26 protein-coding genes are annotated in these 26620 nt (G+C 59.0%); 20 read left to right on the top strand and 6 right to left on the bottom strand.

From position 1 onward, the window contains the following. Positions 1-270 precede the first annotated feature (270 nt). From DI396_RS02025 to DI396_RS01995, 8 genes are all read left to right on the top strand, one after another. Entirely contained in the window at positions 271-1803 is a 1533-nt protein-coding gene (locus DI396_RS02025; protein WP_110794841.1) for an acyl-CoA carboxylase subunit beta, read from the top strand. Between the two features lie 44 nt (positions 1804-1847). Next, complete coding sequence (locus tag DI396_RS02020) at positions 1848-2216, top strand: hypothetical protein (protein ID WP_110794462.1); 369 nt, start codon at positions 1848-1850, stop codon at positions 2214-2216. After that, the gene (locus tag DI396_RS02015) at positions 2209-2622 is read left to right on the top strand and encodes a DUF6497 family protein (protein WP_235851705.1); all 414 of its coding nucleotides are present in this window, start codon (positions 2209-2211) and stop codon (positions 2620-2622) included. The genes DI396_RS02020 and DI396_RS02015 overlap by 8 nt, the downstream gene beginning before the upstream one ends. A 214-nt stretch (positions 2623-2836) precedes the next feature. Next, positions 2837-2980 carry a hypothetical protein gene (locus DI396_RS16545; RefSeq protein WP_204362775.1) on the top strand — a complete coding sequence of 48 codons (144 nt, stop codon included), beginning with the start codon at positions 2837-2839 and terminating at the stop codon, positions 2978-2980. Positions 2981-3097: 117 nt separating this feature from the next. Continuing rightward, positions 3098-3445, top strand: a complete 348-nt coding sequence (locus DI396_RS02010; protein ID WP_110794461.1) for a hypothetical protein — start codon at positions 3098-3100, stop codon at positions 3443-3445. A gap of 406 nt (positions 3446-3851) precedes the next feature. Then, on the top strand, positions 3852-4055 hold the full coding sequence (locus tag DI396_RS02005) for a hypothetical protein (RefSeq protein WP_110794460.1): 204 nt from the start codon (positions 3852-3854) through the stop codon (positions 4053-4055). A gap of 138 nt (positions 4056-4193) precedes the next feature. Further along, on the top strand, positions 4194-6239 hold the full coding sequence (locus DI396_RS02000) for an acetyl-CoA carboxylase biotin carboxylase subunit (RefSeq protein ID WP_110794459.1): 2046 nt from the start codon (positions 4194-4196) through the stop codon (positions 6237-6239). Positions 6240-6243: 4 nt separating this feature from the next. Further along, the gene (locus DI396_RS01995) at positions 6244-6783 is read left to right on the top strand and encodes a hypothetical protein (protein ID WP_110794458.1); all 540 of its coding nucleotides are present in this window, start codon (positions 6244-6246) and stop codon (positions 6781-6783) included. 10 nt (positions 6784-6793) lie between these two features. Here DI396_RS01995 and DI396_RS01990 read toward each other — a convergent pair whose 3' ends face one another. Beyond that, positions 6794-7225: a DUF4174 domain-containing protein gene (locus DI396_RS01990; protein WP_110794457.1), complete on the bottom strand. Its 432-nt coding sequence runs from the start codon at positions 7223-7225 to the stop codon at positions 6794-6796. Positions 7226-7400: 175 nt separating this feature from the next. On the opposite strand from DI396_RS01990, the gene DI396_RS01985 reads away from it, so the two are divergent. Both DI396_RS01985 and scpA read left to right on the top strand, forming a co-directional pair. Further along, on the top strand, positions 7401-8351 hold the full coding sequence (locus tag DI396_RS01985) for a hypothetical protein (RefSeq protein ID WP_110794839.1): 951 nt from the start codon (positions 7401-7403) through the stop codon (positions 8349-8351). After that, complete coding sequence (gene scpA / locus DI396_RS01980; protein ID WP_110794456.1) at positions 8314-10443, top strand: methylmalonyl-CoA mutase; 2130 nt, start codon at positions 8314-8316, stop codon at positions 10441-10443. The genes DI396_RS01985 and scpA overlap by 38 nt, the downstream gene beginning before the upstream one ends. 596 nt (positions 10444-11039) lie before the next feature. Here the strand turns inward: scpA and nhaA are convergent. Further along, positions 11040-12236 (bottom strand): Na+/H+ antiporter NhaA, encoded by a 1197-nt coding sequence (gene nhaA, locus DI396_RS01975; protein WP_110794838.1) that lies wholly within the window; start codon positions 12234-12236, stop codon positions 11040-11042. A 142-nt stretch (positions 12237-12378) separates the two neighbouring features. Here nhaA and DI396_RS01970 point away from each other — a divergent pair, with 142 nt between their 5' ends. From DI396_RS01970 to DI396_RS01960, 3 genes are read left to right on the top strand one after another with little or no spacing between them, the layout of a single operon-like run. Beyond that, positions 12379-12882, top strand: coding sequence for a GNAT family N-acetyltransferase (locus DI396_RS01970; protein ID WP_110794837.1), 504 nt, complete (start codon positions 12379-12381; stop codon positions 12880-12882). A gap of 31 nt (positions 12883-12913) precedes the next feature. Then, a complete protein-coding gene (locus DI396_RS01965; protein ID WP_110794455.1) occupies positions 12914-13609 on the top strand; it encodes a molecular chaperone DjiA in 696 nt (231 codons plus the stop codon). After that, positions 13609-14655, top strand: a complete 1047-nt coding sequence (locus DI396_RS01960) for an endonuclease/exonuclease/phosphatase family protein (RefSeq protein ID WP_110794454.1) — start codon at positions 13609-13611, stop codon at positions 14653-14655. Before DI396_RS01965 ends, DI396_RS01960 begins: the two co-directional genes overlap by 1 nt. A 7-nt stretch (positions 14656-14662) precedes the next feature. Here DI396_RS01960 and DI396_RS01955 read toward each other — a convergent pair whose 3' ends face one another. Then, positions 14663-16222 carry a Ppx/GppA family phosphatase gene (locus DI396_RS01955; protein ID WP_235851704.1) on the bottom strand — a complete coding sequence of 520 codons (1560 nt, stop codon included), beginning with the start codon at positions 16220-16222 and terminating at the stop codon, positions 14663-14665. A 132-nt stretch (positions 16223-16354) separates the two neighbouring features. Further along, a complete protein-coding gene (locus DI396_RS01950; protein WP_110794452.1) occupies positions 16355-18529 on the bottom strand; it encodes an RNA degradosome polyphosphate kinase in 2175 nt (724 codons plus the stop codon). Between the two features lie 9 nt (positions 18530-18538). Here DI396_RS01950 and DI396_RS01945 point away from each other — a divergent pair, with 9 nt between their 5' ends. After that, positions 18539-18742, top strand: a complete 204-nt coding sequence (locus tag DI396_RS01945) for a hypothetical protein (protein ID WP_110794451.1) — start codon at positions 18539-18541, stop codon at positions 18740-18742. Here the strand turns inward: DI396_RS01945 and DI396_RS01940 are convergent. Both DI396_RS01940 and DI396_RS01935 read right to left on the bottom strand, forming a co-directional pair. Continuing rightward, the gene (locus DI396_RS01940; RefSeq protein ID WP_110794450.1) at positions 18739-19491 is read right to left on the bottom strand and encodes a DnaA/Hda family protein; all 753 of its coding nucleotides are present in this window, start codon (positions 19489-19491) and stop codon (positions 18739-18741) included. The two genes, DI396_RS01945 and DI396_RS01940, sit on opposite strands and share 4 nt — an antisense overlap. Further along, a complete protein-coding gene (locus tag DI396_RS01935) occupies positions 19488-20597 on the bottom strand; it encodes an AI-2E family transporter (protein WP_110794449.1) in 1110 nt (369 codons plus the stop codon). Before DI396_RS01935 ends, DI396_RS01940 begins: the two co-directional genes overlap by 4 nt. 664 nt (positions 20598-21261) lie before the next feature. On the opposite strand from DI396_RS01935, the gene proS reads away from it, so the two are divergent. The 6 genes from proS to DI396_RS01905 all read left to right on the top strand — a co-directional run bounded on the left by proS (position 21262) and on the right by DI396_RS01905 (position 26585). Next, the gene (gene proS / locus DI396_RS01930; RefSeq protein WP_110794448.1) at positions 21262-22602 is read left to right on the top strand and encodes a proline--tRNA ligase; all 1341 of its coding nucleotides are present in this window, start codon (positions 21262-21264) and stop codon (positions 22600-22602) included. Positions 22603-22845: 243 nt separating this feature from the next. Then, complete coding sequence (locus DI396_RS01925; protein WP_110794447.1) at positions 22846-23370, top strand: DUF2937 family protein; 525 nt, start codon at positions 22846-22848, stop codon at positions 23368-23370. A gap of 87 nt (positions 23371-23457) precedes the next feature. After that, positions 23458-24744 (top strand): lipoprotein-releasing ABC transporter permease subunit, encoded by a 1287-nt coding sequence (locus DI396_RS01920; RefSeq protein ID WP_110794446.1) that lies wholly within the window; start codon positions 23458-23460, stop codon positions 24742-24744. Then, on the top strand, positions 24737-25420 hold the full coding sequence (locus tag DI396_RS01915) for an ABC transporter ATP-binding protein (RefSeq protein WP_110794445.1): 684 nt from the start codon (positions 24737-24739) through the stop codon (positions 25418-25420). The genes DI396_RS01920 and DI396_RS01915 overlap by 8 nt, the downstream gene beginning before the upstream one ends. 129 nt (positions 25421-25549) lie before the next feature. Further along, entirely contained in the window at positions 25550-26008 is a 459-nt protein-coding gene (locus DI396_RS01910) for a c-type cytochrome (protein WP_162617123.1), read from the top strand. Between the two features lie 145 nt (positions 26009-26153). Next, entirely contained in the window at positions 26154-26585 is a 432-nt protein-coding gene (locus DI396_RS01905; protein WP_407936288.1) for a c-type cytochrome, read from the top strand. Positions 26586-26620 lie beyond the last annotated feature (35 nt).

Here is a 26620-nt window from a genome sequence, read left to right as displayed (position 1 = left end):
TTGCTGTGCGGTTTTTACGGCAGTGATGGACTGTATATAGGGCGTAATATCGCAAAGATGTGATGCCGCCGCGTTGCGTGCCATCGTATGGGGTATCTGCGGGCGCAGAGGGTCGGAAAAGCCCCGTCGCCACCTTTGGATGCGCAGGGGTGTGTTTGCAGATTTGCAATTTGCAAATAGAGTGCCGTATGTAATTTGCAAATTTGCCGAATTCCGCTTTTGTGCCGCGCGGGCTATGTGTATGCTCCGCGCAAACAAGAGGGGAATTCCATGAAAGATATCCTGCAAGAGCTGCAAGATCGCCGCGATGTCGCCCGTTTGGGCGGTGGCCAGAAACGTATTGATGCCCAGCACTCCAGAGGCAAGCTGACCGCTCGCGAACGCATTGATCTGCTGCTCGATGAAGACAGCTTTGAAGAATTTGACATGTTTGTCGCCCACCGTTGCACCGATTTCGGCATGGAAGAGCAAAGACCTGCCGGAGACGGCGTGGTCACCGGATGGGGCACGATCAACGGTCGCCTCGTTTATGTCTTCTCGCAGGATTTCACTGTCTTCGGCGGGTCGCTCTCGGAAACCCACGCGCAGAAAATCTGTAAAATTCAGGACATGGCGATCCAAAATGGCGCCCCGGTGATTGGTTTGAACGATTCCGGCGGCGCGCGTATCCAAGAAGGGGTTGCCTCCTTGGCCGGTTATGCCGAAGTGTTCCAACGCAATATCATGGCTTCGGGCGTGGTGCCGCAGATTTCCGTGATCATGGGGCCATGTGCGGGCGGCGCGGTGTACTCCCCTGCGATGACCGACTTTATCTTTATGGTCAAAGACAGCTCTTACATGTTCGTCACCGGCCCTGACGTGGTCAAAACCGTGACCAACGAACAGGTGACGGCCGAAGAATTGGGCGGGGCGTCGACCCATACCAAAAAATCCTCGGTCGCGGATGGCGCTTTTGAAAACGATGTCGAGGCGCTCGCCGAAGTGCGCCGCTTGGTCGATTTTCTGCCGCTCAACAATCGCGAAAAGCCCCCCGTGCGCCCGTTCTTCGACGAGCCGGGCCGTGTGGAGCAAAGCCTCGATACATTGATCCCCGAAAATGCCAATGCGCCCTACGACATGAAGGAATTGATCCTCAAGGTCGCGGATGAGGCGGATTTCTACGAGATCCAAGAGGATTTTGCCAAGAACATCATCACCGGTTTCATGCGTCTCGAAGGTCAAACCGTCGGCGTTGTCGCCAACCAACCGATGGTTCTCGCCGGTTGCCTTGATATCGACAGCTCGCGCAAAGCCGCGCGGTTTGTGCGGTTCTGCGATGCCTTTGAAATCCCGATCCTGACCTTTGTTGATGTGCCTGGATTCTTGCCCGGCACCAGCCAAGAATATGGCGGAGTTATCAAACATGGTGCGAAATTGCTCTTTGCTTACGGCGAAGCGACCGTGCCGAAAGTCACCGTCATCACCCGCAAGGCTTACGGTGGTGCTTATGATGTGATGGCCTCCAAGCACCTGCGCGGCGATTTCAACTATGCATGGCCAACGGCAGAGATTGCCGTGATGGGCGCCAAAGGCGCCACCGAAATCATCCATCGCGGCGACCTTGGTGATGCAGAGAAAATCGCGGCACACACCAAGGATTATGAAGACCGTTTTGCCAATCCCTTTGTGGCGGCGGAAAAAGGCTTCATTGACGAGGTGATCCAACCTCACAGCACCCGCAAACGGGTCAGCCGTGCTTTTGCCTCCCTGCGCGGCAAAAAGTTGGAAAACCCTTGGAAAAAACACGATAATATCCCGCTTTAAGGCGGGGTGTCGACGTGGTTTCGGATCAATAAGGGGCATAGCGCATGGCGCGGCACAGATGGCATATCCTGCGCGACGGGGCGTCGGTGACGGTGGCACGGCATTTGCCGGTGCGGCTTGATCTGGCCGTCGAGGGATGTTTGCCATTGCCCGCGTCCAGGCCCGTGTCACGCACCCGTGTGGCGCAGCAAATTCGTCAAGACATGTGGCGCGCCTTGCAAAATCTGCGCGGGTTTTCTCCCGTTGTGCGGGTGCTGCAAGACGGCGCGATATTGCGGGTGACCGCAGGCGGACGGTTGGCGACCAAGGCCGGGGCAGGGGATGCAGAGACAAAGATCACTGCGCTGCTGGAACGCCCGGAGATGCAGGCCCGCTGGCTTGCTCACGCCGCGAGGCGCGCCGCCCATGGTTAGCCCCTTGGTCAAAGCCATCGCATTTGCCGCCATCTTGAACGCCCAACCGGGCGCGGCGGCCACGGCGACGGGCGAAGAGGGCCCTCTCGCTGTGCCTTCGGGGCAACCGGTGTCCTTCGTCGAAATGATATGGGATCAACCGGGCGGTGGGCTTGTCTATCGTTTCCGCTTCCTCGCGCCGCAGATTGGCCAAAAGGTCGGCTTTGATTCGGCGGCGGCGGATATGGAGTTTCTGTGCCGCGAATACGCTTTGCCTCGGCTTGCTGAAATCGGCCCGCAGCCACGGCAAATCATCATATCATTGTCCGACCGGGCGGTGGATTTCGGCGTCTTGGACAGCGACGCCGTGCAATTTTTCGAAGCCTACCGCGTCGAAAACGGTGGCTGTATCTGGGAGGTCTACTGATGCAGATACAACATCTTGCGGCTGTCTCCGGCAGTGCGGGGCCGGATGCGGCTTTCGCATCACAGCGCGCGGGCTTTGCTGCGCTCGCATATCTACATGACGAAAATTCGGCTATGGTTGCGGCAGGCCCCGTGGTGGGGTCCAAACCCGAAATGGGGAAAATGCCGCGCGGCAAACGCGCGCGCGGAGCAGTAAACACATACAGGAGTTTCACATGTCCAAGAGCGTCAGAGCCTTGCTTGCCATCAGCCTCGTTGCCTTCACGGCAGCCTGCGCGCAGCAAGCTGAAGAAGAATATATCGTGGTCGATCCCGAGCCGATCTCCATGGAACCGACCTACACCGGCAAACTCAAGTAAGCTTGCCTGCGCATTATCAGGATCGGCCGTTGCGCCGGTCCTGACACCCGCGGCGGGCCACCATGCCCCTGCAACGCCGCAACCGCGCCAGGTGCGCCCCATCTTGAAGGGCGTGGCATGATCAAGCATCGCGGCTTCCCCGGACGCCTTCCGGGCACTGATTTCCAATTTGTGATCCGTCGCGGCAATCCGCGCGGGGTGACGCCCCTCAAGCGGCTCGAACGCCGTCCGGACCGGCGCCCGGCCGACCGCCGCGCCGATGCCGGATTTATCCAAGCGCTGTGGGATCATTTTGGGGCCGAACCCTTCGAACGCGGCAATCTGGATGCGGGGCGGCTCAGTTGGCTTTTTGGCCGTGAGGTGATCCCCGCCGAAGACCCGTTCGATCCCGAAAGCTATGAGGCTTTGCTGCGGATTGATCCGGCGGTTGTTGCGATTTCTTTTCCCGAAGTGATGGACAAGTGATGCGCGAAATATCGCCTCATATCGCCGCGCATCGGCGGCCTGACGCCGCTGTGGTCGGCTGTGTGCGCATGCCCTTGTCGGGCGGGGTTGTCGTTGCCACCATGACAGGCGTGACTGTTGCGCCCGTATTGGGTGCATTGACCGTTCGTCAAAACCGTTACCCTTCCCTTTGGGGGCGGTTTGGTATGTCCCCATGCCAACCGCCCCGTCTTTTTTCTGCGGATATATTTGGCGCGGTTCGGGTTTTTCCTCGGCGCGTTTCCGCCCGTGCGGCCCGCCATGGGCAGAGCCTTGCCGAAAAAAACTACGCCGAAAACAAAGTCTTTACGGAACCCAAACCGTGCTCATTGGTTGAGTTGGCAAGATCCCACACCATGACGGGAGCCAATTATGAAGGAGCAGGCACATGCAATTACACAAATGGATTCTCGCCGGTTTGGCCGCCGCATCGCTCACCGCGTGTGGCGACACCTTTGGGGAGCAAGCGGTTCTCGGCGCAGGTGCAGGGGCCGGTACGGCCGTTGCCACGGGCGGTGACATCACTACGGGTGCGGTTCTCGGGGCTGCGGCCAACGTGGCCTATTGCCGCCAATACCCGTCGCGCTGCTGATCGCGCGATAAATACTCATACGCACGGCATCTTGCCGCGCGATACGTCTATGACCATCGGTGCTTTCTGCGCCGGTGGTCTTTTTGTTGCCAATAATGCCGGCGGCTCGCGCCGGCCAAGAACCTGAAGGGACGACAGATGTTCAAAAAGATCCTGATTGCTAACCGGGGCGAGATCGCCTGCCGCGTCATTAAGACCGCGCGCAAAATGGGCATCCAGACCGTGGCGGTCTATTCCGATGCGGATAAAAACGCGCTGCATGTGTCGATGGCGGACGAGGCCTATCACATTGGCCCGCCCCCTGCGAACCAATCCTACATCGTGATCGACAAGATCATGGAAGCCATCAAGGCCACCGGTGCCGAAGCCGTCCACCCCGGCTACGGTTTCCTGTCGGAAAACAGCAAATTTGCCGAAGCGCTGTCCGCCGCTGGCGTGGCCTTTATCGGGCCACCCGTTGGCGCGATCGAGGCGATGGGTGATAAAATCACCTCGAAAAAATTGGCCCAGGAGGCCAACGTCAGCACGGTTCCGGGCTTTATGGGATTGATCGACGACGCCGAACATGCGGTGAAAATCTCGAACGAGGTTGGTTATCCGGTGATGATCAAGGCCTCTGCCGGCGGCGGCGGCAAGGGCATGCGCATCGCGTGGAATGATGACGAGGCCCGCGAAGGGTTCCAATCGTCGAAAAACGAGGCGGCGAATTCCTTTGGCGATGACCGGATTTTCATCGAAAAATTCGTCACCCAACCCCGCCACATCGAAATTCAGGTGCTATGTGACAGCCACGGCAACGGCATCTATCTGGGCGAGCGCGAATGCTCGATCCAGCGCCGTAACCAGAAGGTCGTCGAAGAGGCGCCAAGCCCCTTCTTGGACGAGGCCACCCGCAAAGCCATGGGCGAGCAAGCCGTGGCCTTGGCGCAAGCGGTGGATTACGCATCGGCAGGCACGGTGGAATTCATCGTCGACGGCGCGCGCAATTTCTACTTCCTCGAAATGAACACCCGTTTGCAGGTGGAACATCCCGTCACCGAATTGATCACCGGTGTGGACCTTGTGGAGCAGATGATCCGCGTTGCATACGGCGAAAAGCTGACCATGACGCAGGATGATGTGAAGCTCACCGGTTGGGCGATTGAAAACCGGCTTTATGCCGAAGATCCCTATCGCGGGTTCTTGCCCTCCATTGGTCGTTTGTCGCGCTATCGTCCGCCGGCGGAGCAAGCCTCCGGCCCGCTTTTGGAGAATGACAAATGGCAAGGTGATGCCCCTGCGGGGACCGTGGCCGTGCGCAATGATACCGGCGTCTTCGAGGGCGGCGAGATCAGCATGTATTACGATCCGATGATCGCCAAACTGTGCACATGGGCCCCGACCCGCGAAGCGGCCATCGAGGCCATGCGCAATGCGCTTGACGGGTTTGAAGTCGAAGGCATTGGCCACAACCTGCCGTTCCTGTCGGCTGTGATGGATCACCCGATCTTCATCAAAGGCGAAATGACCACCGCCTTTATCGAAGAGGAATATCCTGAAGGTTTCGAAGGGGTGGAGTTGCCCGATGAGGCGCTGCGCAAGATCGCCGCATCATGCGCTGCCATGCACCGCGTCGCCGAAATCCGCCGCACCCGCGTATCGGGGCGGATGGACAACCACGAACGCCATGTTGGTGAAAACTGGGTGGTGAGCGTGCAAGGGCAAAGCTATCCGGTGACCGTGGCGGCCGATCACGATGGATCGACCGTGACCTTTGAGGACGGAACCGCATTGCGGGTCGCTTCGACATGGACCCCGGGGGATCAATTGGCGACGATCACCGTGGATGGCGAGGGCCTTGTGTTGAAGGTTGGCAAAGTCTCCGGTGGTTTCCGCATCCGCAGCCGCGGCGCCGATCTCAAAGTGCATGTGCGCAGCCCGCGCCAGGCGGAATTGGCGGCGTTGATGCCGGAGAAGGTCGCACCGGATACCTCGAAACTTTTGCTTTGCCCGATGCCGGGCTTGGTGGTGAAGGTCGATGTCGAAGTCGGCGATGAGGTCCAGGAGGGCCAGGCGCTCTGCACCATCGAGGCGATGAAGATGGAAAACATCCTGCGGGCTGAAAAGAAATCCGTTGTCACCAAAATCAACGCGGTGGCCGGCGACAGCCTCGCGGTGGACGAAGTGATCATGGAATTCGAATGATCCGATGAACCTGCGCGTCCCTCATATCGGCCCATGGTTCCGGCGCTTTGCTGCGCTTGGGCTGTTGGGTGTGGGGGGCGCGGTTTTAACCGGTTGCGACCGGCACGGCGAAGACGAAGTGCGCGCCGCGCTGGAGCGTTGGTTCTATCTCGGTGATGCGACCTATTTCGCATCCAACAGCACATGCACGGCGGCGATGTATAAGGCGCAAAGCTTTGATGTGAAATCCTCCCTGCGCACAGAAAACAGCGTCGAGGCGGCGATTTACGGCTATAAACAAAGCGGTACATTTGCGTTGCAACGTGCGGGCATCACCCCCGATCAAGCCTTTTTAGACGCGATGAATGCCGACCGCCCACTTGGCGTGCTCATTCAGGCGGCGGGGCTTGAGGGTAAGAACTGCATGGATGAAACCATCACCAGCGCCTTTCACTATGCGCTGTCCAATCCCGAAGGCGTGATTGTGTTCGACAAAGACCTCGGGGCCTTGATTATGCTCGATCCGCGCACGCGGTTGGTGATCTTTGCCAGCGGGGGGGCATGAGGATGCGCCGCTACCGTTTCAGTTCCTGCTGCCGCAATGGCATCTTGTCGATGCTACGGCTCAATTCGCGCACGTCCCATGGCACAGGTTTGCGCAGCTTGACGCCGCCATCCTTGCCAATCAAAACCAAGGCAAAGCCGCGCGGCCGCAATTCTTCGCGCAACGACGTGGCGGCGGCCGGGTCGGTGTCGGTGATCACCACCACATCGCGCGCCGCCAATTCGGCCACGCCCTCGGCCAATAACGTCATCTGGCGCATGAAATCAGGATTGAACGGGCTGTCCGAGAAGATCACAAGTGGTCGTTTTATCCATTTGAATTCACTCAAATTGTCCACGTCACCGGCGTCGATCACCGGTGTCACCGCCGGTTCGGGGGTGTCTTGCGCTGCAACGGCAGGGGCGCAAAGCACCATAAGTACAAAGGCTAAGAGTGGTTTCATAGGCTCTCCTCACCCGCTACATATAGGGCGTGGATCGCTCAAGCATAAGGCCTTTGCGGGGCAAGATCCGAAAATTTTAACATTAAGCGCTTCATAGGAGGTGACGGGGATGATGACAGCCAATGTTCTCTCTTGGTCGCCCGTCGCGGCCCTCATGATAAAGGCGCGAATGGCTATGGACGTGATTTTGCATATCGGGGCGCACAGAACGGCGTCGACCAGTTTTCAGATTTATATGCGCGAGAACGCGCATCGTTTGATCCGCGATGGAATTGGGTTCTGGGGTCCGCGCCGGACCCGCAACAGCGGGGTCTTTTCCGGGATCATGCCGGTGCCAAGCTCGGTGCCGCCCGCACGGCAGTTTCGCCTTGCCCGTGGCCGCATCCAAACCCAGACGTCGATCTGTGCCAAGGCAGGATGCGCGTCTTTGGTTGTCTCGGATGAGAATATTCTGGGCTCGCCCCGTCGCAACTTGCAAAAATCCAAACTCTATCCTGATGTCGGGGACCGCATGGCGCGCTATCTCGAGGCCTTTGGCGGGCAGGTGAACCGCATTGCTCTGTCGATCCGCAGCGGGGAAAGTTTTTGGGCCTCTCAAATCGCATTTTCGGTAGAACGTGGATATGATGTGCCGGATGTCGATGCGCTTGATCGTCTGGTGACACAACCGCGCAGCTGGCGCGATGTGATCACCGATCTGCGCGATGCGGCACCGGGTGTCGAAATCCTCGTGATGCCATATGAAAGCTTTGGGGGTCGCCCGGAACGTAAACTGGGCCACATGCTCCACCACGAGATCACGCCGCCGCTATTGCATTCGCGCGAATGGGTGAACCGCCGCCCCGATTTGCCCACGCTGCGCGCCGCATTGGCCGAGCGCGGCGATGATCCGGCGCTTTTGCCCGAGGGCAATGGCCGTTGGACCCCTTTTGACGCAAACCAAACGGCGGCTTTGCGTGAAACCTATGCGGACGATCTGTACTGGCTGCGTGCCGGTGCGGATGGTCTGGCAACATTGACCGAGGAAACCGGACCGGACATGGCGGGGATAACACCGCCAGACGGTCTGCCGATAAGAGGACAAACCTATGGTATCGAAGAACGACGCATGGCGGGAAATCGCTGAAAAGGAACTGCGCGGAAAAAGCGTAGAGGACCTGACTTGGAAGACCCTTGAGGGGATCGAGGTCAAGCCGCTCTATACCGACGAGGACATCAAGGATCTGCCGCATTTGGGCACGATCCCCGGCGCCGCGCCGTTTACGCGCGGGGTCAAGGCGACGATGTATGCCGGCCGCCCCTGGACGATCCGTCAATACGCCGGGTTTTCCACTGCCGAAGAGTCCAACGCGTTCTATCGCCGCAATCTCGCCGCCGGTCAGCAGGGGGTCTCGGTGGCCTTCGATCTGGCCACCCACCGTGGATATGACAGCGACCACCCCCGCGTGGTCGGCGATGTCGGGAAGGCCGGTGTGGCGATTGACTCGGTCGAGGATATGAAGGTGCTGTTCGACGGTATCCCGTTGGACAAAGTGTCGGTTTCAATGACCATGAACGGTGCCGTGGTGCCCATTTTGGCGAGTTTCATCGTCGCGGGCGAGGAGCAGGGCCATGATAAATCCCTGCTGGCGGGCACCATTCAGAATGACATTCTGAAGGAATTCATGGTGCGCAACACCTATATTTATCCGCCTGAACCGTCGATGCGGATCATTTCGGATATTATCGAATATACGTCGAACGAGATGCCGAAATTCAATTCGATTTCGATCTCTGGCTACCACATGCAAGAGGCCGGTGCGAACCTCGTGCAGGAATTGGCCTATACGCTGGCAGACGGGCGCGAATATGTGCGCGCGGCCATTGATGCCGGCATGGACGTCGATAAATTCGCGGGCCGTCTGTCGTTCTTCTTTGCGATTGGCATGAATTTCTTCATGGAGTCGGCAAAACTGCGCGCGGCGCGGATGTTGTGGCACCGGATCATGACCGAGTTTGGCGCAAAATCCGACCGCAGCAAAATGCTGCGCACCCACTGCCAGACCTCGGGCGTTTCCTTGCAAGAGCAAGACCCCTATAACAACGTCGTGCGCACCGCCTATGAGGCGATGTCGGCGGCTTTGGGCGGCACGCAATCCCTGCACACCAACGCATTGGACGAGGCGATTGCCTTGCCGACCGAGTTTTCGGCACGTATCGCCCGCAACACGCAGCTGATCTTGCAAGAGGAAACCGGCGTGACCAATGTGGTCGACCCGCTGGCGGGGTCCTACTATGTCGAAAGCCTCACGGCGGAATTGGCGGAAAAAGCATGGGCCTTGATCGAAGAGGTCGAGGAAATGGGCGGCATGACCAAAGCCGTCGCCTCGGGCATGCCGAAATTGCGCATCGAGGAAAGCGCGGCCATGCGTCAGGCGATGATTGACCGTGGCGACGAGGTGATCGTCGGGGTCAACAAATACCGTCTCGACAAAGAAGACCCGATCGACATTCTCGATATCGACAATGCCGCCGTGCGGGTCAGTCAGGTGGCGCGTCTGGAAAACATGCGCAGCACCCGTGACGAGGCGGCCTGCACCGCAGCCTTGGACGAGCTTACCCGCCGCACTGTTGAGGGCGGTAATCTTCTCGAAGCGGCGGTGGAAGCCGCGCGCGCACGTGCATCCGTGGGGGAAATCAGCATGGCAATGGAGAAAACATTCGGCCGGCACCGCGCCGAGGTTAAAACATTGGCGGGCGTTTATGGCGCCGCCTATGAGGGCGACGAAGGGTTTGCCGCGATCCAGAAATCGGTTGAGGAATTTGCCGAGGACGAAGGTCGCCGCCCGCGGATGCTGGTGGTGAAAATGGGCCAAGACGGTCACGACCGCGGCGCCAAGGTGATCGCCACGGCCTTTGCCGATATTGGCTTTGACGTTGACGTTGGTCCCCTGTTCCAAACCCCGGACGAGGCCGCGCAAGATGCGGTGGACAACGACGTGCATGTCATCGGCATCTCTAGCCAAGCGGCGGGGCACAAGACATTGGCACCGCAATTGATCGAGGCGTTGAAGGCCAAAGATGCAGGTGACATTTTGGTGATCTGTGGCGGCGTGATCCCGCAGCAGGATTATGATTTCCTCAAAAAGGTCGGCGTGAAGGCGATCTTCGGTCCCGGCACCAATATTCCCGAAGCGGCGCAAGATATCTTGCGGTTGATCCGCGCGGCGCGCGGTTAACCTCGGTGCTGCAAGAAATTGGAAAAGGCCCGATGAAATAGCGCGGCGCGCTCCGGATGTTGGGTTGATACTGCGACGGCTATCGAGAGAAATCTCGGTAGCCGTCTGCTTTTATGAATGTATGTTTTAAGCCAATGTGGCGATGCACGGGCGTTTTACCCTACGCAACAGCAAGTATGAGAAATGTTTCGGACCTCCGTCTTTGACGGAACCGGCCAACATTCTGATTGGCCTTGGAGGTTTTCTCGATGTGTTTTTCGGGGTGGCGACCATCGACCACTGATAGGGGGAACAGACCGATCCCCGCCGCAAGGGGAGCGCGCGCTCGCTCTCGTATTGAGTACATGTCTGGCGTGCGGCGTTGCAATCGAACGCGCGTGCCAATGCCTGGGTGGTCCTAGCGATTTCTGGCATATCCGATATGCCTACAGGACGAAGAGCAATACGGGGACGTAAGGCGCGTCCCCGATGTTGGTGTGCGAACCGCGAAACGCGCCACTGATATCGGCGGATCGTTACCTTGGACGGTGCATTCTCATGGGCAGATAAATCAGCGTCTGCCCCCGATTTTTCAGGGCGCAGACGCTGATCTTTGTTTAGGTCTTTACCGCAGGGGCGGCCAGTTCTTCAGGCTCGTCCAGGCGGGCGGCGTATTTCAACACCGCAAAGCCCAAGAGCCCCGACACGATCGAACCTGCCAAAACACCCAAACGCACATCGTTCATCAATTCGGCCGATTCAAAGCTGAGCGAGCCGATGAACAGCGACATGGTGAACCCGATCCCGGCAAGACAGGCGATGCCATAAATATGCAGCCAGGTCGCACCGCTTGGCATTCGTGCCAATCCAAGTTTCACCATGGCAAAGGTCACACCGAAAACCCCCAATTGCTTGCCCACAATCAACCCCAATGCGATGCCAAGCGGCAAGGGCGCGAGCAGATCGGTAAACGACAGCCCGGCCAAAACCACGCCGGCATTGGCGAAGGCAAAAATCGGCACGATGAGGTAGAGCACGTAGGGTTCCAAAGCATGCTCCAGCGCGTGCAATGGCGATTTGCCCCACTTGTCTTTGAGCGGAATGAGAAAGGCCGTGACCACCCCGGCCAATGTCGCATGCACGCCGGATTTGAGAACAAAAGCCCACATGATCATGCCCAAGATAATCGCAGGGGCAACGCGGTGTGCGCCCTTGAAGTTCAGCCAGATCAATCCTGCAAGAGGGAAGAGCGCGAGATAGAGGTAATCAATTTTCAATTCGGCAGTGTAGAACAGCGCGATAATCACGATCGCACCCAGATCGTCCAAAATCGCAAGCGTCAACAAGAAGACCTTTAGAGAGCTTGGCACGCCTTTACCGACCAAAGCCAGAATGCCCAAAGCAAAGGCAATATCGGTCGCGGCCGGAATCGCCCATCCGTCCATCGTCGCCACATTGCCCCAGTTGATCACCACATAGATCCCCGCAGGCACCAGCATCCCGCCGACGGCGGCCATGCCGGGCAGAACCACATCCGCAGGGTTCTTCAGCTTTCCTTCGAGAATTTCGCGTTTTAATTCCAACCCGATCAGGAAGAAGAAAATCGCCATCAATCCGTCATTGATCCACAAAATAAGTGGTTTTTCAATGCCTTCCCCGTTGAGGGTCAGGGCGAGGTAACTGCCCAACGCCCCCTCATAGGTGCCGCGCAAAGTCGAGTTCGCGACAATCAAAGCCGCAGCTGCCGAGAGCATCAAAAGCACGCCACCTGCAGCGTCGTGGCGAAAAAAGCGATCAATCGCGCGTATCAGCATTGTCATTCCCTGTTTTTGAAATTTATTCTACTCAAGATGGGGTCAATGGCCCGCGCTTCAATACCGCAAGGACCAGTTATTGAAGTGTTTTCTCATGTACTCTCTTGTCGCGACATATCGCGCCCGTTTGAAAGACCTCTTCATGCTGATACGCCCTGCCATTTCCGCCGATTTGCCGCGCATTGTTGATATTTGGGGGCCGGTGATCCGCGACACGACAATCACCTTCTCGTCAGAGTTGCGCAGCGTGCAAATGGTTGCGGATCTGATCGAAAAGCGCCGTGCGGCGGGGCGGGAGTTTTTCGTCGCCGAACGCGAGACAGAAACCGCATCTCCGGTGATTGGCTTTGCCAGTTATGACCAATTTCGCAGCGGAAATGGCTATCTTCATGCGATGGAGCATACGATTATTCTCGCCCCCGAGGGCCGCGGCGGCGGGGCAGGGCGCGCGCTTATGGCGGCGGTGAATGATCATGCTTCGGCGGCGGGGGCGCATACGATGGTCGCGGCGATTGACGGCGATAATGTTGCCGCGCAGGCCTTCCATGCGGCGGTCGGCTTTGAACATGTGGGGCGGTTGCCGCAGTCAGGACGAAAATTCGATCGTTGGCTCGATTTGGTGCTGATGCAGAAGATCATCGGCTGACTTCCCGGCGGGGGCACTGTATCATCCCCTCATGTCGATTTGGACCCGTATAAGTGATGCATTGGCTGCCCTGCGGGGCGGGGAAGGCCTGTCTGCCGTCTTTGACCGGCTGCGCACCCCGCCGGAGCGTTCGATCGGCTTCACCATTGCGGTCGTCGCCTTGGGCGCCAAAATGGCCAAGGCCGACGGGCAGGTGACCCGTGACGAGGTGACCGCCTTTCGCGAGGTCTTCCAGATCACCGCCGAAGATGAAGCCGGCGCCGCCCGCGTTTTCAACCTTGCGCGGCAGGACGTGGCCGGGTTTGAGGACTACGCCCGCCGGATCAAAACCATGTTTGCCCAAGAAGACGGCACCCTGTGCGATTTGATGGAAGGGCTGTTTCACATCGCTATGGCTGACGGCAATTACCACCCCGGAGAGGATGCATTTTTGGCCCGCGTGGCCGAGATTTTCGGCATTCCCGATCCCAGCTTTCGCAGCCTGCGCGCGCGATTTGTCAAGGACGCTCCTCCCGATCCCTATGCGGTGTTGGGGGTTGCGGTCGATGCGCCGATGCCACAGGTCCGCGCCGCATGGCGACGCGCGGTGCGCGAAAGCCATCCCGACCGGTTGCAAGCCCGCGGCGTGCCGCCCGAAGCGGTTAAAATGGCCGAGCGGCGTTTGGTGGACATCAATCAGGCATGGGCCGAGATTTCCGCCGCCCAGGGCAGCCTTGTGGAGGGGTGATGCGGATTGCCACCTATAATATCGAATGGTTCAATGCGCTGTTTGATGACGCCGGTAACCTGATCGAAGATCACAAATGGTCAAGCCGCTATAACGTGCGCCGCATCGACCAGATCACCGCGCTTGGCATTGTCTTTACCGCTTTGGACGCGGATGCGGTGATGGTGATTGAGGCACCGGATCAAAACGGCAAACGTTCCACAGTGTCCGCGCTTGAAAACTTTGCCGCGCGCTTTGATCTGCGCGCCCGTCAGGCGGTTATGGGGTTTGAAAACGATACACAGCAAGAGATCGCGTTGCTCTATGATCCCGATAAGTTGACGGCGCGCCATGATCCGATCAGCGCGCCAACCGGCGTGCGCGGCGGCGATGTGCCGGATATCGCGCCGCGCTTTGATGGGGCGTTCCATATCGATCTGGATATCGACGCGGACGAAGATGTGGTACGGTTTTCCAAACCTCCACTGGAATTGGCGATGCAAACCAAAGACGGATTTGCCTTTCGCATGATCGGTGCGCATTTGAAATCCAAGGCCCCGCATGGCGCACGTAATGACAATGAGGTTATGCAGATTTCGATTGCAAACCGGCGCAAGCAATTGGCGCAAGCGATCTGGCTGCGCCGCCGGATCAACGGGCATCTGGAGGCCGGCGAACCGCTTATCTTGCTTGGGGATCTCAATGACGGTCCGGGGTTGGACGAATACGAAGACCTCTTCGGGCGTTCCTCAATCGAGATTGTCATGGGAGACAGCGCAGGAGCAGGCGAGAGCGCCTGCCTTTATGACCCGCATGCGCGGATGGCCTTGCGGCGCCGGTTGGGCGCGGCGCCAACCAGTGCGCGGTTTTATATAGATACGACCAAATCTTACCTGCAGGCATTGCTTGATTATATCATGGTATCGCCGGATTTGGCGGCGCGCGCGCCGGAATGGCGGATTTGGCACCCGTTCGATGACCCTAAATGTTGGGCGGTGCCGGAATTGCGCGATGCGCTGATCACGGCATCGGATCATTTTCCTGTCACGCTTGATATTGATCTGTGAGCGCGGATCAGGGTTTCGGTGTTTTCTTGATCCGCACTTGCGCTTGCGCCCCAAGTGCCGATGCCAGCGAATTCAACCGCGCTTCGGCCACCTCGCCAAACAACGGCAGAGCCTCTTTCGTCAAAAACAGCTCAAGGTGCTTTTTCTTCGGGAAATAGCGGATTTCTCCGATTTCGTGGTCCTTTTCCAACCAGAGCATCGCCGCGAACCGCAGCGCCTTACCGACCACTTCGGCCTCGTTCTGCGCCTTTTCAGGAAGCAAATCATACATTTCCTCGAACCGTGTGCCCTGACGGCTGTTACGATACCGGTGCAGCAATGCGAGGCCAAGGAACACCCGTTCTTGATGGCTGATGCCGCCAAGGTTGGCCCGCGTGGCCAAATCGAAACAGGTTTCGGCGCGGTAATCGGGATGGGCGCGCCAACTGACATCATGCAAAAGACAGGCCGCCTTGATCAGCCGTTTGCGGTCTGCACTTGCGCCTTTGAAAAGCGGATAAAGGAATTGGTAGAGGGTTTTGCCAAAGCCGGGCAATCGGGCGTCCTTGACCTCGGCAAACCGGCAGGCTTCGATCAAAGGATCCCGGTCGCGCAGCTTTTGCGGCATTTGTTCGTAAAGCATCCCCTCGCGGATGCCGTAGGAAGAAATCGCTATGTCGCGGGGCCGGAAGGTTTTCACCACCTCCTTGAGCACTTCGATGGCCAAGGGCACCAAGGCCATCCGCGCCGAAGATACGCCGCAGCGCCCGCGCAACTCGTCCAGATCACTTTGGGCAATATATTCGGCTGTGGCGCGCACCGACCGTGCCGTCATCCGGTATTCATGCAGCACATGCAGCGCATAGCCACGTCGCTCCATGTCAATGCGCGCAATTGCCCGCCATGATCCCCCGACCAGAAAAAGCCGGTCCTCTTGCGGACCAAGCCGATTGGCGAGCCCCTCCAGAACGTTTTTTATATGGGCCTTGCGGCCTTTTTTGCCGCCTTTTACATCGGATAACTTCAACGGTCCAAGCGGCGAGGTCACGCGTTTCCCGACGCGTCCGCCCGCGATTTCGGCCAATTCCATCGAGGAGCCGCCAATGTCGCAGACAAGCCCATAGGAGCCGGGCCAGCCCAGCAATACCCCTTGCGCGGACAATCGTGCCTCTTCTTCGCCGTCGATAATCCAGATTTTGACGCCGGTTTCGCGCGCAACCTCATCGCGAAATTCGAGCCCGTCCTCGGCTTCGCGCACGGCGGCGGTGGCGGCGGTGGTGAGGGGGCCGGTGCCCATACTTTGCGCCAGAAGCTGAAACCGTGCGATGGCCTTGAGGGCGCGGGCGCGGCCTTCGGGGTTCAAGCGCCCGGTTTCGGACAAGCCGCGCCCCAGACCGCACATGATTTTTTCGTTGTAAAAATACGCAGGCGAGCGCGCCGCGCCGTCAAAAACCACCAAGCGCACCGAGTTTGACCCCACATCCAGAACCCCGACACGGCGTAGGGCGCGGGCCGAAGGGTCATCAAATATCGGTCTCCCGAACCGTGCTTCTGATTGCTCCGCAGCAGGGATGGAATTTGCGGTCAATGACACACCTCATCGGTTTGGCTCTGGATCGCCTCGGTCCCTTTATGTCGCTCCTCTGCGGGGGCGTCAATCGCAAGGGCACCGGGGTTTTGTCGGGGCTGCAAGGCCAAGGGCAAAGCCGCCGCCGACAGATCAATCAATCGCGTGGGTGAGTTTTGGCACATCTGCGGCCCCCGCCGACCCGCGCCCGGAAAGCGACGGGTTCTCCATAAAGAAGCGGTGGCAGTTGAAGGCGAATGTTCCCTCGACCATTTCGGCGCGGTCGAAATGCCCGTCGGGCCGCATCACCCAGCTTTGCGCCACATCGGCAAGATTTGCCGCCATGACCTGTTCGGTGATCTGGGCTTTGACCGTGTCATTTTTGATCTCTACCAATGTCTCGACGCGGCGGTTCAAGTTGCGTCCCATCCAATCGGCAGATGAAATAAACACCCGGGCCTTTTTATGCGGCAATCCGTGGCCATTGCCAAAACAGACGATGCGCGAATGTTCCAGATATCGGCCGATGATGGATTTCACGCGGATGTTTTCGGACAATCCTTTGATCCCGGGGCGCAGCCCGCAAATCCCGCGGATCACGAGGCTGATCTTTACCCCCGCTTGCGAGGCGGCGTAAAGCGCATCAATCACTTCGGGATCGACCAAAGAATTCATCTTGGCCCAAATCTCTGCGGGTTTGCCATTGCGGGCGTATTTGGCCTCGGCGGCAATCATTTCCAAAAGCCGGGGTTTCAACGTGATCGGGGAAAACGCCAGATTTTCCAATCCCTCGGGTTGCACATAGCCGGACAGGTAATTGAACATTTTGGTCGCATCACGGCCCAGTTCGGCGTTGCATGTAAACAGCGACAGGTCGGTGTAAATCCGCGCGGTGATCGGGTGGTAATTGCCGGTGCCATAATGGGTATAGGTCACAAGGTTGTCGCCTTCGCGCCGGACCACAGTGGAAATTTTCGCATGGGTTTTGAGATCGAGAAACCCGTAAACCACATGGGCGCCGGACCGCTCCAACCGCCGCGATTGCCGAATATTTGCCGCCTCGTCAAAGCGTGCCTTCAGCTCGACCAATGCGGTGACGGATTTGCCATCCTCGGCCGCCTCGCACAGGGCATCGACAATCGGCGAATGTTTTGATGTCCGGTAAAGCGTTTGCTTGATCGCCACCACGTCCGGGTCGCGCGCCGCCTGTTGCAAGAACCGCACCACCATATCGAATGTCTCGTATGGGTGATGCAGCAGCATGTCCTTTTGCCGGATCGCCGAGAACATGTCGCCATCGTGATCTTGCACCCGTTCGGGCACCCGCGGTGTGAAATTGGGCCATAACAGATCGGGCCGGCTGTCGAGCACCAATTCGCCCAAATCGGAAATTCCGATCATCCCGTCGACATCGACCACCTCGTCTTCGCTGACATGCAGCTCTTCCTTGATCACCCGGCTGAGCGCTTTGGGCGCATTGGCAGAGATTTTCATCCGCACCACTTCGCCGCGCCGGCGCCGTTTGAGGGCGACTTCGAATTCACGCACCAGATCTTCGGCCTCGTCCTCGACTTCGAGATCACTGTCACGCAGCACGCGAAAGGTGCAATGGCCTTTGGTTTTATATCCGGGGAACAGGCTGCTCAGATGCAGCAAGAGCAGTTCTTCCAGCGGTAGGAAGCGGGCCTGACCTTCGTTCGATGGCATGGGTACGAAACGCGCAATTTGCTGCGGGATCGGCAGCAATGCTTGCAGCGGGCGTTTGTCGCTGGCGCGCTCGAGTTGCAACGCCAAGGAATAGCCGGTGTTGGGAATGAACGGGAAGGGATGCGCCGGATCAATCGCCAAAGGCGACAGAACCGGGAAAACCTTGCCCAAGAAAAATTCGGTCAGATAGGCTTGGTCTTCCTCGCTGATATCCTCTTGGGTCAGGATCGAAATACCGGCCTCTTCCATTTCGGCACGAAGGTTGGTGAAAATGCGTTGCTGCGCTTCCATCAGCGCGCGGGCGTCCTCGTCGATCAAGACCAATTGTTCGGCAGGCGACAATCCGTCAGAGGCGGGCGTCATATTGCCCGCCCGCGCCAATTCGCGCAGCCCCGCCACGCGCACCGTATAGAATTCGTCCAGATTGGTCGCGGAAATCGACAGAAACCGCAACCGCTCCAACAAGGGCACGCGGGGGTTTTCGGCCTCTTCCAAAACCCGCCAGTTGAAGCCCAGCCAGCTGAGCTCGCGGTTATAAAACCGGCCCGGCGATGTCGGGTCAAGATCGGGAAGGGCAGTCGCGTCCGGGAAGGGCGCATTCAAGAAATCAGCTTGTATCATAGGGGCCTTATGGCTTGGCTGGGTGACGGTTTTATGACGGTTTTGGGCGCGGTTGCGCGCCGGTTCCCGGCGGGGACAGGAGGCGGCAACACGTTGATTTTGCGCTTGATTGATTGGGATGTCCAGAGAAGGCTTGGCGCGCTTGCTGCGGGGGCAGATCCGCGATCCGGCCCCGGCATCCCACCTTTGGGCCGATCCGGCGCGCTTGACTAATCGGCCTCGTCGAGGTCTGTATCCGGGCGGCTGTCGGAGGCGGTGCCCGCATCGGGCGAGGAGGCGGGCGGGCTGGACAATCCCGTCTCGCTCAATATGCGCGCGGCCAACCCGCGCGTGATCGGGCGATTTTCCGCCAGAGCGGCAGCGTCGATTTCCGCCACGATCTGGCGCGCTGCCGCAAAGCTGCGGTCCATATGGGTCGCCAGATAGGAAATGGTTTTTGGCGAGGGCGACAATTGCCGGTCGGCGAACAGTTTCATCACCAAAGCCGCCAAAAGCCGGTCGTCGGGACGTTCGAGAATTGCGGCCGGCGTGCCCTGCATCCGGCTGGCCAGATCCGGCAGGGACAACCCCCATTGCTGGGCCGGCCGGTCGGCCGTGACCAAAAGGCTGTGCCCCTCGGCCAGCACCAGATTGTGCAAATGGAACAAGGCTTCTTCGGCACCGGCATTTCCGGCGATCTCATGGATGTCTTCGATCGCAATATGGCCGTGGGCGAGGGCGGGGATATCGGCCCCGGCCAAATCGCTGGCGGCGGTGATCTGCGCGCCTGCCGCCTCGGCCCAGACATGAACCAAATGGGTTTTGCCCGACCCTTCCGGCCCGATCAGCGCCAATTTACGTCCGGCCCATGTTTGCCACGCGTCAATCATTGCCACCGCTACGGCATTGGCCGGAGAGACGAAAAAATCCTCCCGCCCAAGCGCGGCCACGCTGGGCAGGTCAAAGCTGAGTTGGCGGGTCATTTCTTGGCTGCGTCCTGTTCGACCAGCCGTTGAGAGGCGCTTGGGCCGGTGCTCGCGGAGGTGCCTTGATAGAGGAGGCTGTCGCGGTATTGATCAGCGGCAAAACGCGCGATCACGCCCAACGCGGCAGCCACGGGAACCGCGACCAACATCCCGACAAAGCCAAACAGCGTGCCAAAGACCGAGAGCGCGAAAATCAGCCAGACCGGATGCAAGCCGACCGAATCTCCGACCAGCTTCGGTGTCAGGATATTGCCCTCGATCACCTGACCAAGCACGAAAATCCCCGCGACCAACCCCAACGATACCCAGTCGCCCCAAAATTGGAACAGGCCAAGACCAATCGCCAGCGCCCCGCCGATCACTGCGCCCACGTAGGGAATAAAGGTGATGAGGCCTGCGATAGATCCGACCACAAGCCCGAATTGCAACCCGACCAGCATCAAGGTTACGGCATAATATGTCCCCAAAATCACGCAAACCGTGCCCATCCCGCGGATGAAACCGGCCAGGGTCTTGTCGATATCGCGGGCCAATCTGCGCACCACAGGGGCGTGATCGCGCGGCAAGAGTTCGTCGATCTTGGCCATCATATTGTCCCAGTCATAGAGCAAATAAAATGCCACGACCGGCACGATCACCAACAGCATGATCACATTGATGATCGACAGTGCCGAGGTCAGCACCGTGTTGAACACCTCACCGCCCTTGGATTGGATGGTATTGCCGATCGCCTCAAGCGATTGATGCAGCGTCGATCCCTGGTCCAGAATGTCAGGGAAGCGCGCGGTCAAAAACGAGCGCAAGTCATTGAAAAGTTGGGGTGCGGTGTCGATGAGCGACAGGGTTTGTTCGATCAGCGTCGGCACCACCAACAGCGCCACGAGCGTGAAAATCAACACTGCAACTATGGTGATTACCGCCGTGGCCATCGCCCGCGATAATCCCGCGCGCTCCAACCGGTCCGCGATCGGGTCGAGGAAATAGGCCACCGCCCCGCCCAGAACGAAAGGCAAGATCACATCGCCCAGAAACCACATCAACACAAAAAACACCGCTGCCGCGATGCCCCAATATTTCATCTGATCTTTTACGGGCAAAGCCATACACTCATCCTCTCACGCGGTTCTACGTAATGTTGCGCGTGCAGCATGGGATTTCAAGGGGCTGTGGGATTGGCTTCGGGGGGCGGTGCGACGAGGACGCTTTTCGTGGCATCTGTCTTGAGGATCGATCCGTGCTCAGCATACGCGCCATGGGTCTGACGCGGTTTGAGACGGTTGGCTGCCGAACAGTCTGTTCGGCGCGTTTGTTTTGCATCATTGCCGTCGGCGAGGTGCCGCGAATGTAACACGTTAAGAGGTCACCTAAATGTCTGATCAAGGTCGTCTTTCACATAGAAACTCCGGCCAGTTCGATCCTACGAATTGGATCACCGAAGGCGATGGCCTGTTCGCATCGTCTAAGAAAGTCAGGGCGATCTGGGTCGAACACCGAAAAGCGTTTTCAAGAAACGTAAGCCTGTCAGGCCGCGGTCAAAGACCCACGGTTGACGACTGGTCTCTCCTGAAGGGTCTGCCGCGAACGTCGATGCTCTCGCTCGGGTAGCCGTCTGTTTGTCGCGTACACTCGGCCTGGATGCGCGTGCGCGCCCGCTTCGCCGCGTTCTCATCCATATGCGCCGGCCCATATGCCGCCCGCACGCTCTTGCCCGCGCGGGCGCACTCGCCTAAACCCTTTGATAACCCAACTTCACGTCAAGGAGCGCCCATGCGCCTGTCCCGCTATTTCCTGCCCGTCTTGAAAGAAACCCCTGCCGAGGCGCAGATCGTCAGCCACCGTCTCATGCTGCGCGCCGGTATGATCAAACAGGCCTCTGCGGGGATTTACTCGTGGTTGCCTTTGGGGTTCAAAGTCCTGCGCAAGATCGAAAATATCGTGCATGAGGAACAGGCCCGCGCGGGGCATATTCCGATGTTGATGCCGACGCTGCAACCGGCGGATTTGTGGCGTAAATCGGGGCGCTATGACGCTTACGGCCCCGAGATGTTGCGTGTCAGTGACCGGCATGACCGCGAGATGCTTTATGGGCCCACGAATGAGGAGATGATCACCGATATCGTCGCCAATTACGTGACCTCCTATAAGACGCTGCCGCTGACGCTTTATCATGTGCAATGGAAGTTCCGCGACGAGGTCCGCCCCCGTTTCGGCGTGATGCGGGGGCGCGAATTCCTGATGAAGGATGGTTATAATTTCGACCTGACGAAAGAGGATGCCCTGCACGCCTATAACCGTCATCTGGTCAGCTACCTGCGCACCTACGAACGCATGGGCCTGCGAGCCATCCCGATGCGCGCCGACAGTGGCCCGATTGGCGGCGATTACACCCATGAATTCCTTGTGCTGGCGGACACCGGCGAAAGCGAAGTGTTCTATGACAGCGAAGTGACGGATCTGACCTTTGGTGACCGCGAGATCGATTTCGACGACAAGGCGCAATGCGCTGCGGTTCTGGAGGAGTTTACCTCGCGCTATGCCCGCACGGACGAAACCCACGACGCCGCCGCCTTCAATGCGCTGCCCGAAGAACGCCGCCGCACCGCGCGCGGTATCGAAGTCGGGCAGATTTTCTATTTCGGCACCGAGTATTCCGAGAAAATGGGCGCGGTTGTGCAAAACGAAGACGGCGCGCGGGTGCCGCTGCATATGGGCAGCCACGGCATCGGCGTGAGCCGGCTTTTGGGCGCGATCATCGAGGCCAGCCATGACGACAAAGGCATCATCTGGCCCGAAGGTGTCACGCCCTTCCATGCCGGTATCGTCAACCTTAAACAGGGCGACGCCGAAGCCGATGCGGCCTGCGAGGCGCTTTATAAGGCGATGGAAGCGCACGGGATGGAGCCGCTATATGATGACCGCAACGAGCGGGCAGGCGGCAAATTTGCCTCGATGGATCTGATCGGCCTGCCATGGCGGATCACCGTCGGCCCGCGCGGCCTTAAAAACGGCGTGGTGGAACTCACCTCGCGCCGCAGCGGCGAAAGCGAAGAGATGCCGCCCGAAGCCGCGATCGAGAAGCTGGTGCAGATTTACGCTGGCCATCTGTAACAGGCCGCTTGTAAACGGCGATGGCCGCAAAAAAAACATAGCAAATGATCCACGGCACAGGCCGCTCCTCACGTCGGGGCGGCCTTTTTCGGTGTTTGGTCGATGGTGATCGGTGGCCTTCGGGTTTGGCGGCATGCGACGGATATACGGCCCGCCCTCTTCGCAGCTGCGCCGCTTCGTGATATAATGACACGAACCGGCCGGAACAGAGCCGGCGCGAGGCAGGTGGCACGAGGCAGTAGAATGATTGTCAGAACACTGGCATTGGCCGCAGGGATCGGCGGCGCGGCGGCCTTGTCGCAATTTCCCGAGTTTTCGCAACAGTATGTGCAGCGCCTCGGTGGCGCGGTCGATGAATTATCCCGCGTGGCGGATGATTTCGATGCCTCTGCCCACGCCGAAGGGTTGACCCGCACGCAGGCCCTGGAACAGATGCAGGGCACTGAATTCGTCGCCCGTCGCCGCGCCGATATGGAGCGCAGCTTCCTCCGGTTGGAGCGGCTGCAAAGCGATTTGCAAATGCTGCGCGGTCACGGTCCCTTTATGCGGGCCTATCGTGTGGGGCGCCTGTCGGACCGCGATATTGTGGCCCGCACATGGGATGATTTTGCCCCCGCCGTGCCCTTGACCTTGGCCGGCGCGATTTTCGCGGCGCTGGGCTTTGTCGCCGGATGGGGCGGGTTGCGGGCAATCATGGCAATGATCCGGCGGATTACCTTGCAGCGCAGGTTGGGCGGTAAACCGAGCAAGGATGCCGCCGGCGCTTGACCTTATAGCTTGAAACCCGCAGGTTCGCGCGCAGCCGTTTTAGACAGATCACCACGCCCGAAACAGGGCCGCACAGGAACAGATTATATGGCAGGCTCGCCGCCCCCTTTCGCCCCGTTTGAATGGATGATCGCATGGCGCTATTTGCGCGCCAAACGCGCCGAAGGTGGCGTTTCGGTGATGACATGGATTTCACTCATCGGGATCACATTGGCGGTTTTTGCCTTGATCGCCACATTGGCGGTGCGCTCCGGGTTTCGGGCCGAATTTGTCGATACGATCCTTGGCGCCAATGCCCATGTGACAGTCTACCAATCGGGGCAGGTCAATGCCGCCGGGCAGATTGACCAAAGCATCACCGATTACAAGGCGATGGCGGCTGCCCTGCGCGCCGTGCCCGGCGTCACCCGCGCCGCGCCGCTGGTGAAAGGGCAGGTCATGGCCAATTCCCGCAGCCGTAATGCGGGGGTCGAGGTCTTTGGTATCGCATTGGAGGATTTGAAATCCGTGCCGCGCATCGCCGCATCAGATGCGGCTTACGGTGATATTGATCGTCTGGCCGAAGGGGTGGCGATCGGATCGGGGGTGGCGCGCGAATTGGGCGTGACGGTCGGCGAAAAGATCAAGTTGATTTCGCCCAATGGTGTCAAAACCGCCTTTGGCACCTCGCCGCGGGTCAAGGCCTATGAGGTGGTCTATGTTTTTACGGCGGGGCGGTATGACATTGACCGCACTCGCGTCTACATGCCTTTTGCCGAGGCGCAATCCTATTTCAATCGCGAAGAGGCCGCCGACGAGATCGAAGTCATGTTGGAACAGCCCGAAGAGGCGGACCGCATGGCGCTTGCGCTTTTGGCCGCAGGCGGCGCGCGGGCGCAGGTCTGGACATGGCGCGATGCCTCGGGCGGGTTTTTGCGTGCGCTTGATATCGAAGACAACGTGATGTTCGTGATTTTGTCGATCCTCGTGCTCATCGCGGCAATGAACATCGTGTCGGGCCTGATTATGTTGGTCAAAAACAAAGGCCGCGACATCGGTATTTTGCGCACGATGGGCTTGACCGAAGCCTCTGTCTTGCGGGTGTTTTTCATTTGCGGGGCGTTTACGGGCCTTATTGGAACGGCGCTGGGCGTGATCCTCGGGTGCCTGTTTGCGCTCTATATCGATCCGATCTTTTCGGCGGTGAACTACCTGTCGGGGGGCGGTGTATGGGATCCGGCGGTGCGCGGGATTTACCAATTGCCCGCGAAACTACAGCTCGCGGATGTCTTGTCGGCGGTGTGCCTGTCGCTGGGCTTGAGTTTTGTCGTGACCTATTTTCCCGCCCGTCGCGCGGCGCGGATGAACCCGGTGGAGGCGCTGCGTTATGAGTGATCCGGTGTTGCGCCTGAGCGCGATTGAAAAGTCCTATAACGCGGGCAAACCCAATGAGGTGCGGGTTTTGTCCGGTGTCGATGTGGCGCTGAACGCTGGTGAAATCGTCGCATTAGTCGCCCCTTCGGGCGCGGGCAAATCGACGCTTTTGCATATTGCGGGCCTGCTTGACACGGCGGACAGCGGCACGGTCGAGATCGAAGGCGAGGATATGACCGCGCGGTCGGATCGCAAACGCACGGCAATGCGCCGTGAGGCGGTCGGGTTCGTTTATCAATTCCATCACCTGTTGCCGGAGTTTACCGCGCTTGAAAACATCACCTTGCCGCAGCTTGCCAATGGCACTCCGCGCAGTGAGGCCGAATTGCGCGCCTATGATTTGATGACCCGCGTGGGGGTTGAGGGGCGCGCCGATCACCGGCCATCGGCGATGTCAGGCGGCGAGCAACAGCGCGTGGCTTTTTGTCGGGCATTGGCCAACGCGCCGAAATTGTTGCTGGCGGACGAGCCGACCGGCAATCTTGATCCGGCGACCTCTGATCAAGTGTTCGGCACGTTGCTTGATCTGGTGCGTGGCACGGGGATGTCGGCGTTGATCGCCACGCATAACCTTGAACTGGCTGCGAAAATGGATCGGGTGTTGCGCCTGGAGGGCGGGCGGTTGGTACCTGTTTGACCGATGCCGGATGATCGCGGTCCGTGGTTGGCCATCCTCTAAGGGCGGGCTGATCTATGTCATGGTTTCCTCTGCGGGGGGTGTTAGCCTTATCGTTGAGATTGACGCGCCCCGATGACAGGAAACCAAATGATAATCCAAAAGATCAATGTGTTTGCGTGCCTTACGGCCGTCGTCGGGGGGCTGGCCCTCGTCGCCTGCCAAGCACCGCAAGACGGCATGGCCACGGCGGACCTAGGGCGCCAAGATGCACAAACGGTGCACGGTGCCCAAATCTATGCACAGTATTGCGTCACCTGCCATGGCAGCTCGGCCACCGGCGACGGGCCGATTGCATCGCAGTTGCCGACACCGCCCGCCGATCTGACCCGGCTTGCGGCGGCCAACGCAGGGCAGTTCCCGATGGAGCAGGTTATGGCGAAAATCCATGGATATCCTGATCATTTCCACGCCGAAGTCATGCCGCAATTCGGCACGCTCTTGGACGGGCCAGTGACGGATTACGTCGATGCAAGTGGCGCATCTGTGAAGACGCCCTTGGCCTTGCTTGAACTGGCGCGCTATCTGGAAAGTCTTCAGCAGGGGTAGGAGCGGCGGCGCGCCGGTCGCAGCGGTATGATGTCGATCAATGTCGCACCAACGGCACGCCGTTAGAATGGCATCAATAACAGCGCCGTCGCGCATTGGCCACGTCCGCGCTTATTTTGTCAGTATATTTTGGAGGAGAAGACCCATGATCCAGACATCGAAAGCGATCCGCCGCCGCGTTCTTTGCATCATTTTTGCCGCGATGGCGACGCCGGTTTGGGCCGATCAAAACCAAGGCGACGCTGCCGTGGGACAGGAGCTTTTCTCCCATCATTGTGCGGTCTGTCACGGCATCGAGGGGACCGGCGCAGGGCCGATGGCACCGGTGATGTTGGTGCAGCCTGCGGACCTGACGGAGTTGGCGGCAGGCAATGGCGGTGTCTTGCCTGTGGCGCGCATTGCCGCGCGAATCGACGGGCGCGACCCTTTGGTCAGTCACGGCAGCACGATGCCGGTCTACGGGGATTTCTTCGAGGGCGAGGATGTAAGTTTCAAAACCCAGAGCGGGCAACCGATGATCACCAGTCGCCCGATTGCCGATCTCATCGCCTATCTGGATAGTCTCCAAGGGATTTGATAGGCCATGATCAACATGGTTGAGGGAGAGCAAGG

The organism is Litorivita pollutaquae (assembly GCF_003205515.1).
GTDB lineage: Bacteria > Pseudomonadota > Alphaproteobacteria > Rhodobacterales > Rhodobacteraceae > Litorivita > Litorivita pollutaquae.
This window is presented reverse-complemented; position numbering and strand designations above follow the sequence as displayed.

Coding starts and splice junctions, on each gene's coding strand:
- DI396_RS01945 (WP_110794451.1), top strand. CDS start 18,539: ATGGCTTGGCTGGGTGACGGTTTTATGACGGTTTTGGGCGCGGTTGCG.
- DI396_RS02025 (WP_110794841.1), top strand. CDS start 271: ATGAAAGATATCCTGCAAGAGCTGCAAGATCGCCGCGATGTCGCCCGT.
- DI396_RS01965 (WP_110794455.1), top strand. CDS start 12,914: ATGTCGATTTGGACCCGTATAAGTGATGCATTGGCTGCCCTGCGGGGC.
- DI396_RS01905 (WP_407936288.1), top strand. CDS start 26,154: ATGATCCAGACATCGAAAGCGATCCGCCGCCGCGTTCTTTGCATCATT.
- DI396_RS02015 (WP_235851705.1), top strand. CDS start 2,209: ATGGTTAGCCCCTTGGTCAAAGCCATCGCATTTGCCGCCATCTTGAAC.
- DI396_RS01935 (WP_110794449.1), bottom strand. CDS start 20,597: ATGGCTTTGCCCGTAAAAGATCAGATGAAATATTGGGGCATCGCGGCA.
- DI396_RS16545 (WP_204362775.1), top strand. CDS start 2,837: ATGTCCAAGAGCGTCAGAGCCTTGCTTGCCATCAGCCTCGTTGCCTTC.
- DI396_RS01940 (WP_110794450.1), bottom strand. CDS start 19,491: ATGACCCGCCAACTCAGCTTTGACCTGCCCAGCGTGGCCGCGCTTGGG.
- DI396_RS01960 (WP_110794454.1), top strand. CDS start 13,609: ATGCGGATTGCCACCTATAATATCGAATGGTTCAATGCGCTGTTTGAT.
- DI396_RS01985 (WP_110794839.1), top strand. CDS start 7,401: ATGGACGTGATTTTGCATATCGGGGCGCACAGAACGGCGTCGACCAGT.
- DI396_RS01990 (WP_110794457.1), bottom strand. CDS start 7,225: ATGAAACCACTCTTAGCCTTTGTACTTATGGTGCTTTGCGCCCCTGCC.
- DI396_RS01915 (WP_110794445.1), top strand. CDS start 24,737: ATGAGTGATCCGGTGTTGCGCCTGAGCGCGATTGAAAAGTCCTATAAC.
- DI396_RS01910 (WP_162617123.1), top strand. CDS start 25,550: ATGATAATCCAAAAGATCAATGTGTTTGCGTGCCTTACGGCCGTCGTC.
- nhaA (WP_110794838.1), bottom strand. CDS start 12,236: ATGCTGATACGCGCGATTGATCGCTTTTTTCGCCACGACGCTGCAGGT.
- DI396_RS02005 (WP_110794460.1), top strand. CDS start 3,852: ATGCAATTACACAAATGGATTCTCGCCGGTTTGGCCGCCGCATCGCTC.
- DI396_RS01995 (WP_110794458.1), top strand. CDS start 6,244: ATGAACCTGCGCGTCCCTCATATCGGCCCATGGTTCCGGCGCTTTGCT.
- DI396_RS01950 (WP_110794452.1), bottom strand. CDS start 18,529: ATGATACAAGCTGATTTCTTGAATGCGCCCTTCCCGGACGCGACTGCC.
- proS (WP_110794448.1), top strand. CDS start 21,262: ATGCGCCTGTCCCGCTATTTCCTGCCCGTCTTGAAAGAAACCCCTGCC.
- DI396_RS02020 (WP_110794462.1), top strand. CDS start 1,848: ATGGCGCGGCACAGATGGCATATCCTGCGCGACGGGGCGTCGGTGACG.
- DI396_RS02000 (WP_110794459.1), top strand. CDS start 4,194: ATGTTCAAAAAGATCCTGATTGCTAACCGGGGCGAGATCGCCTGCCGC.
- DI396_RS01925 (WP_110794447.1), top strand. CDS start 22,846: ATGATTGTCAGAACACTGGCATTGGCCGCAGGGATCGGCGGCGCGGCG.
- DI396_RS01970 (WP_110794837.1), top strand. CDS start 12,379: ATGCTGATACGCCCTGCCATTTCCGCCGATTTGCCGCGCATTGTTGAT.
- scpA (WP_110794456.1), top strand. CDS start 8,314: ATGGTATCGAAGAACGACGCATGGCGGGAAATCGCTGAAAAGGAACTG.
- DI396_RS02010 (WP_110794461.1), top strand. CDS start 3,098: ATGATCAAGCATCGCGGCTTCCCCGGACGCCTTCCGGGCACTGATTTC.
- DI396_RS01920 (WP_110794446.1), top strand. CDS start 23,458: ATGGCAGGCTCGCCGCCCCCTTTCGCCCCGTTTGAATGGATGATCGCA.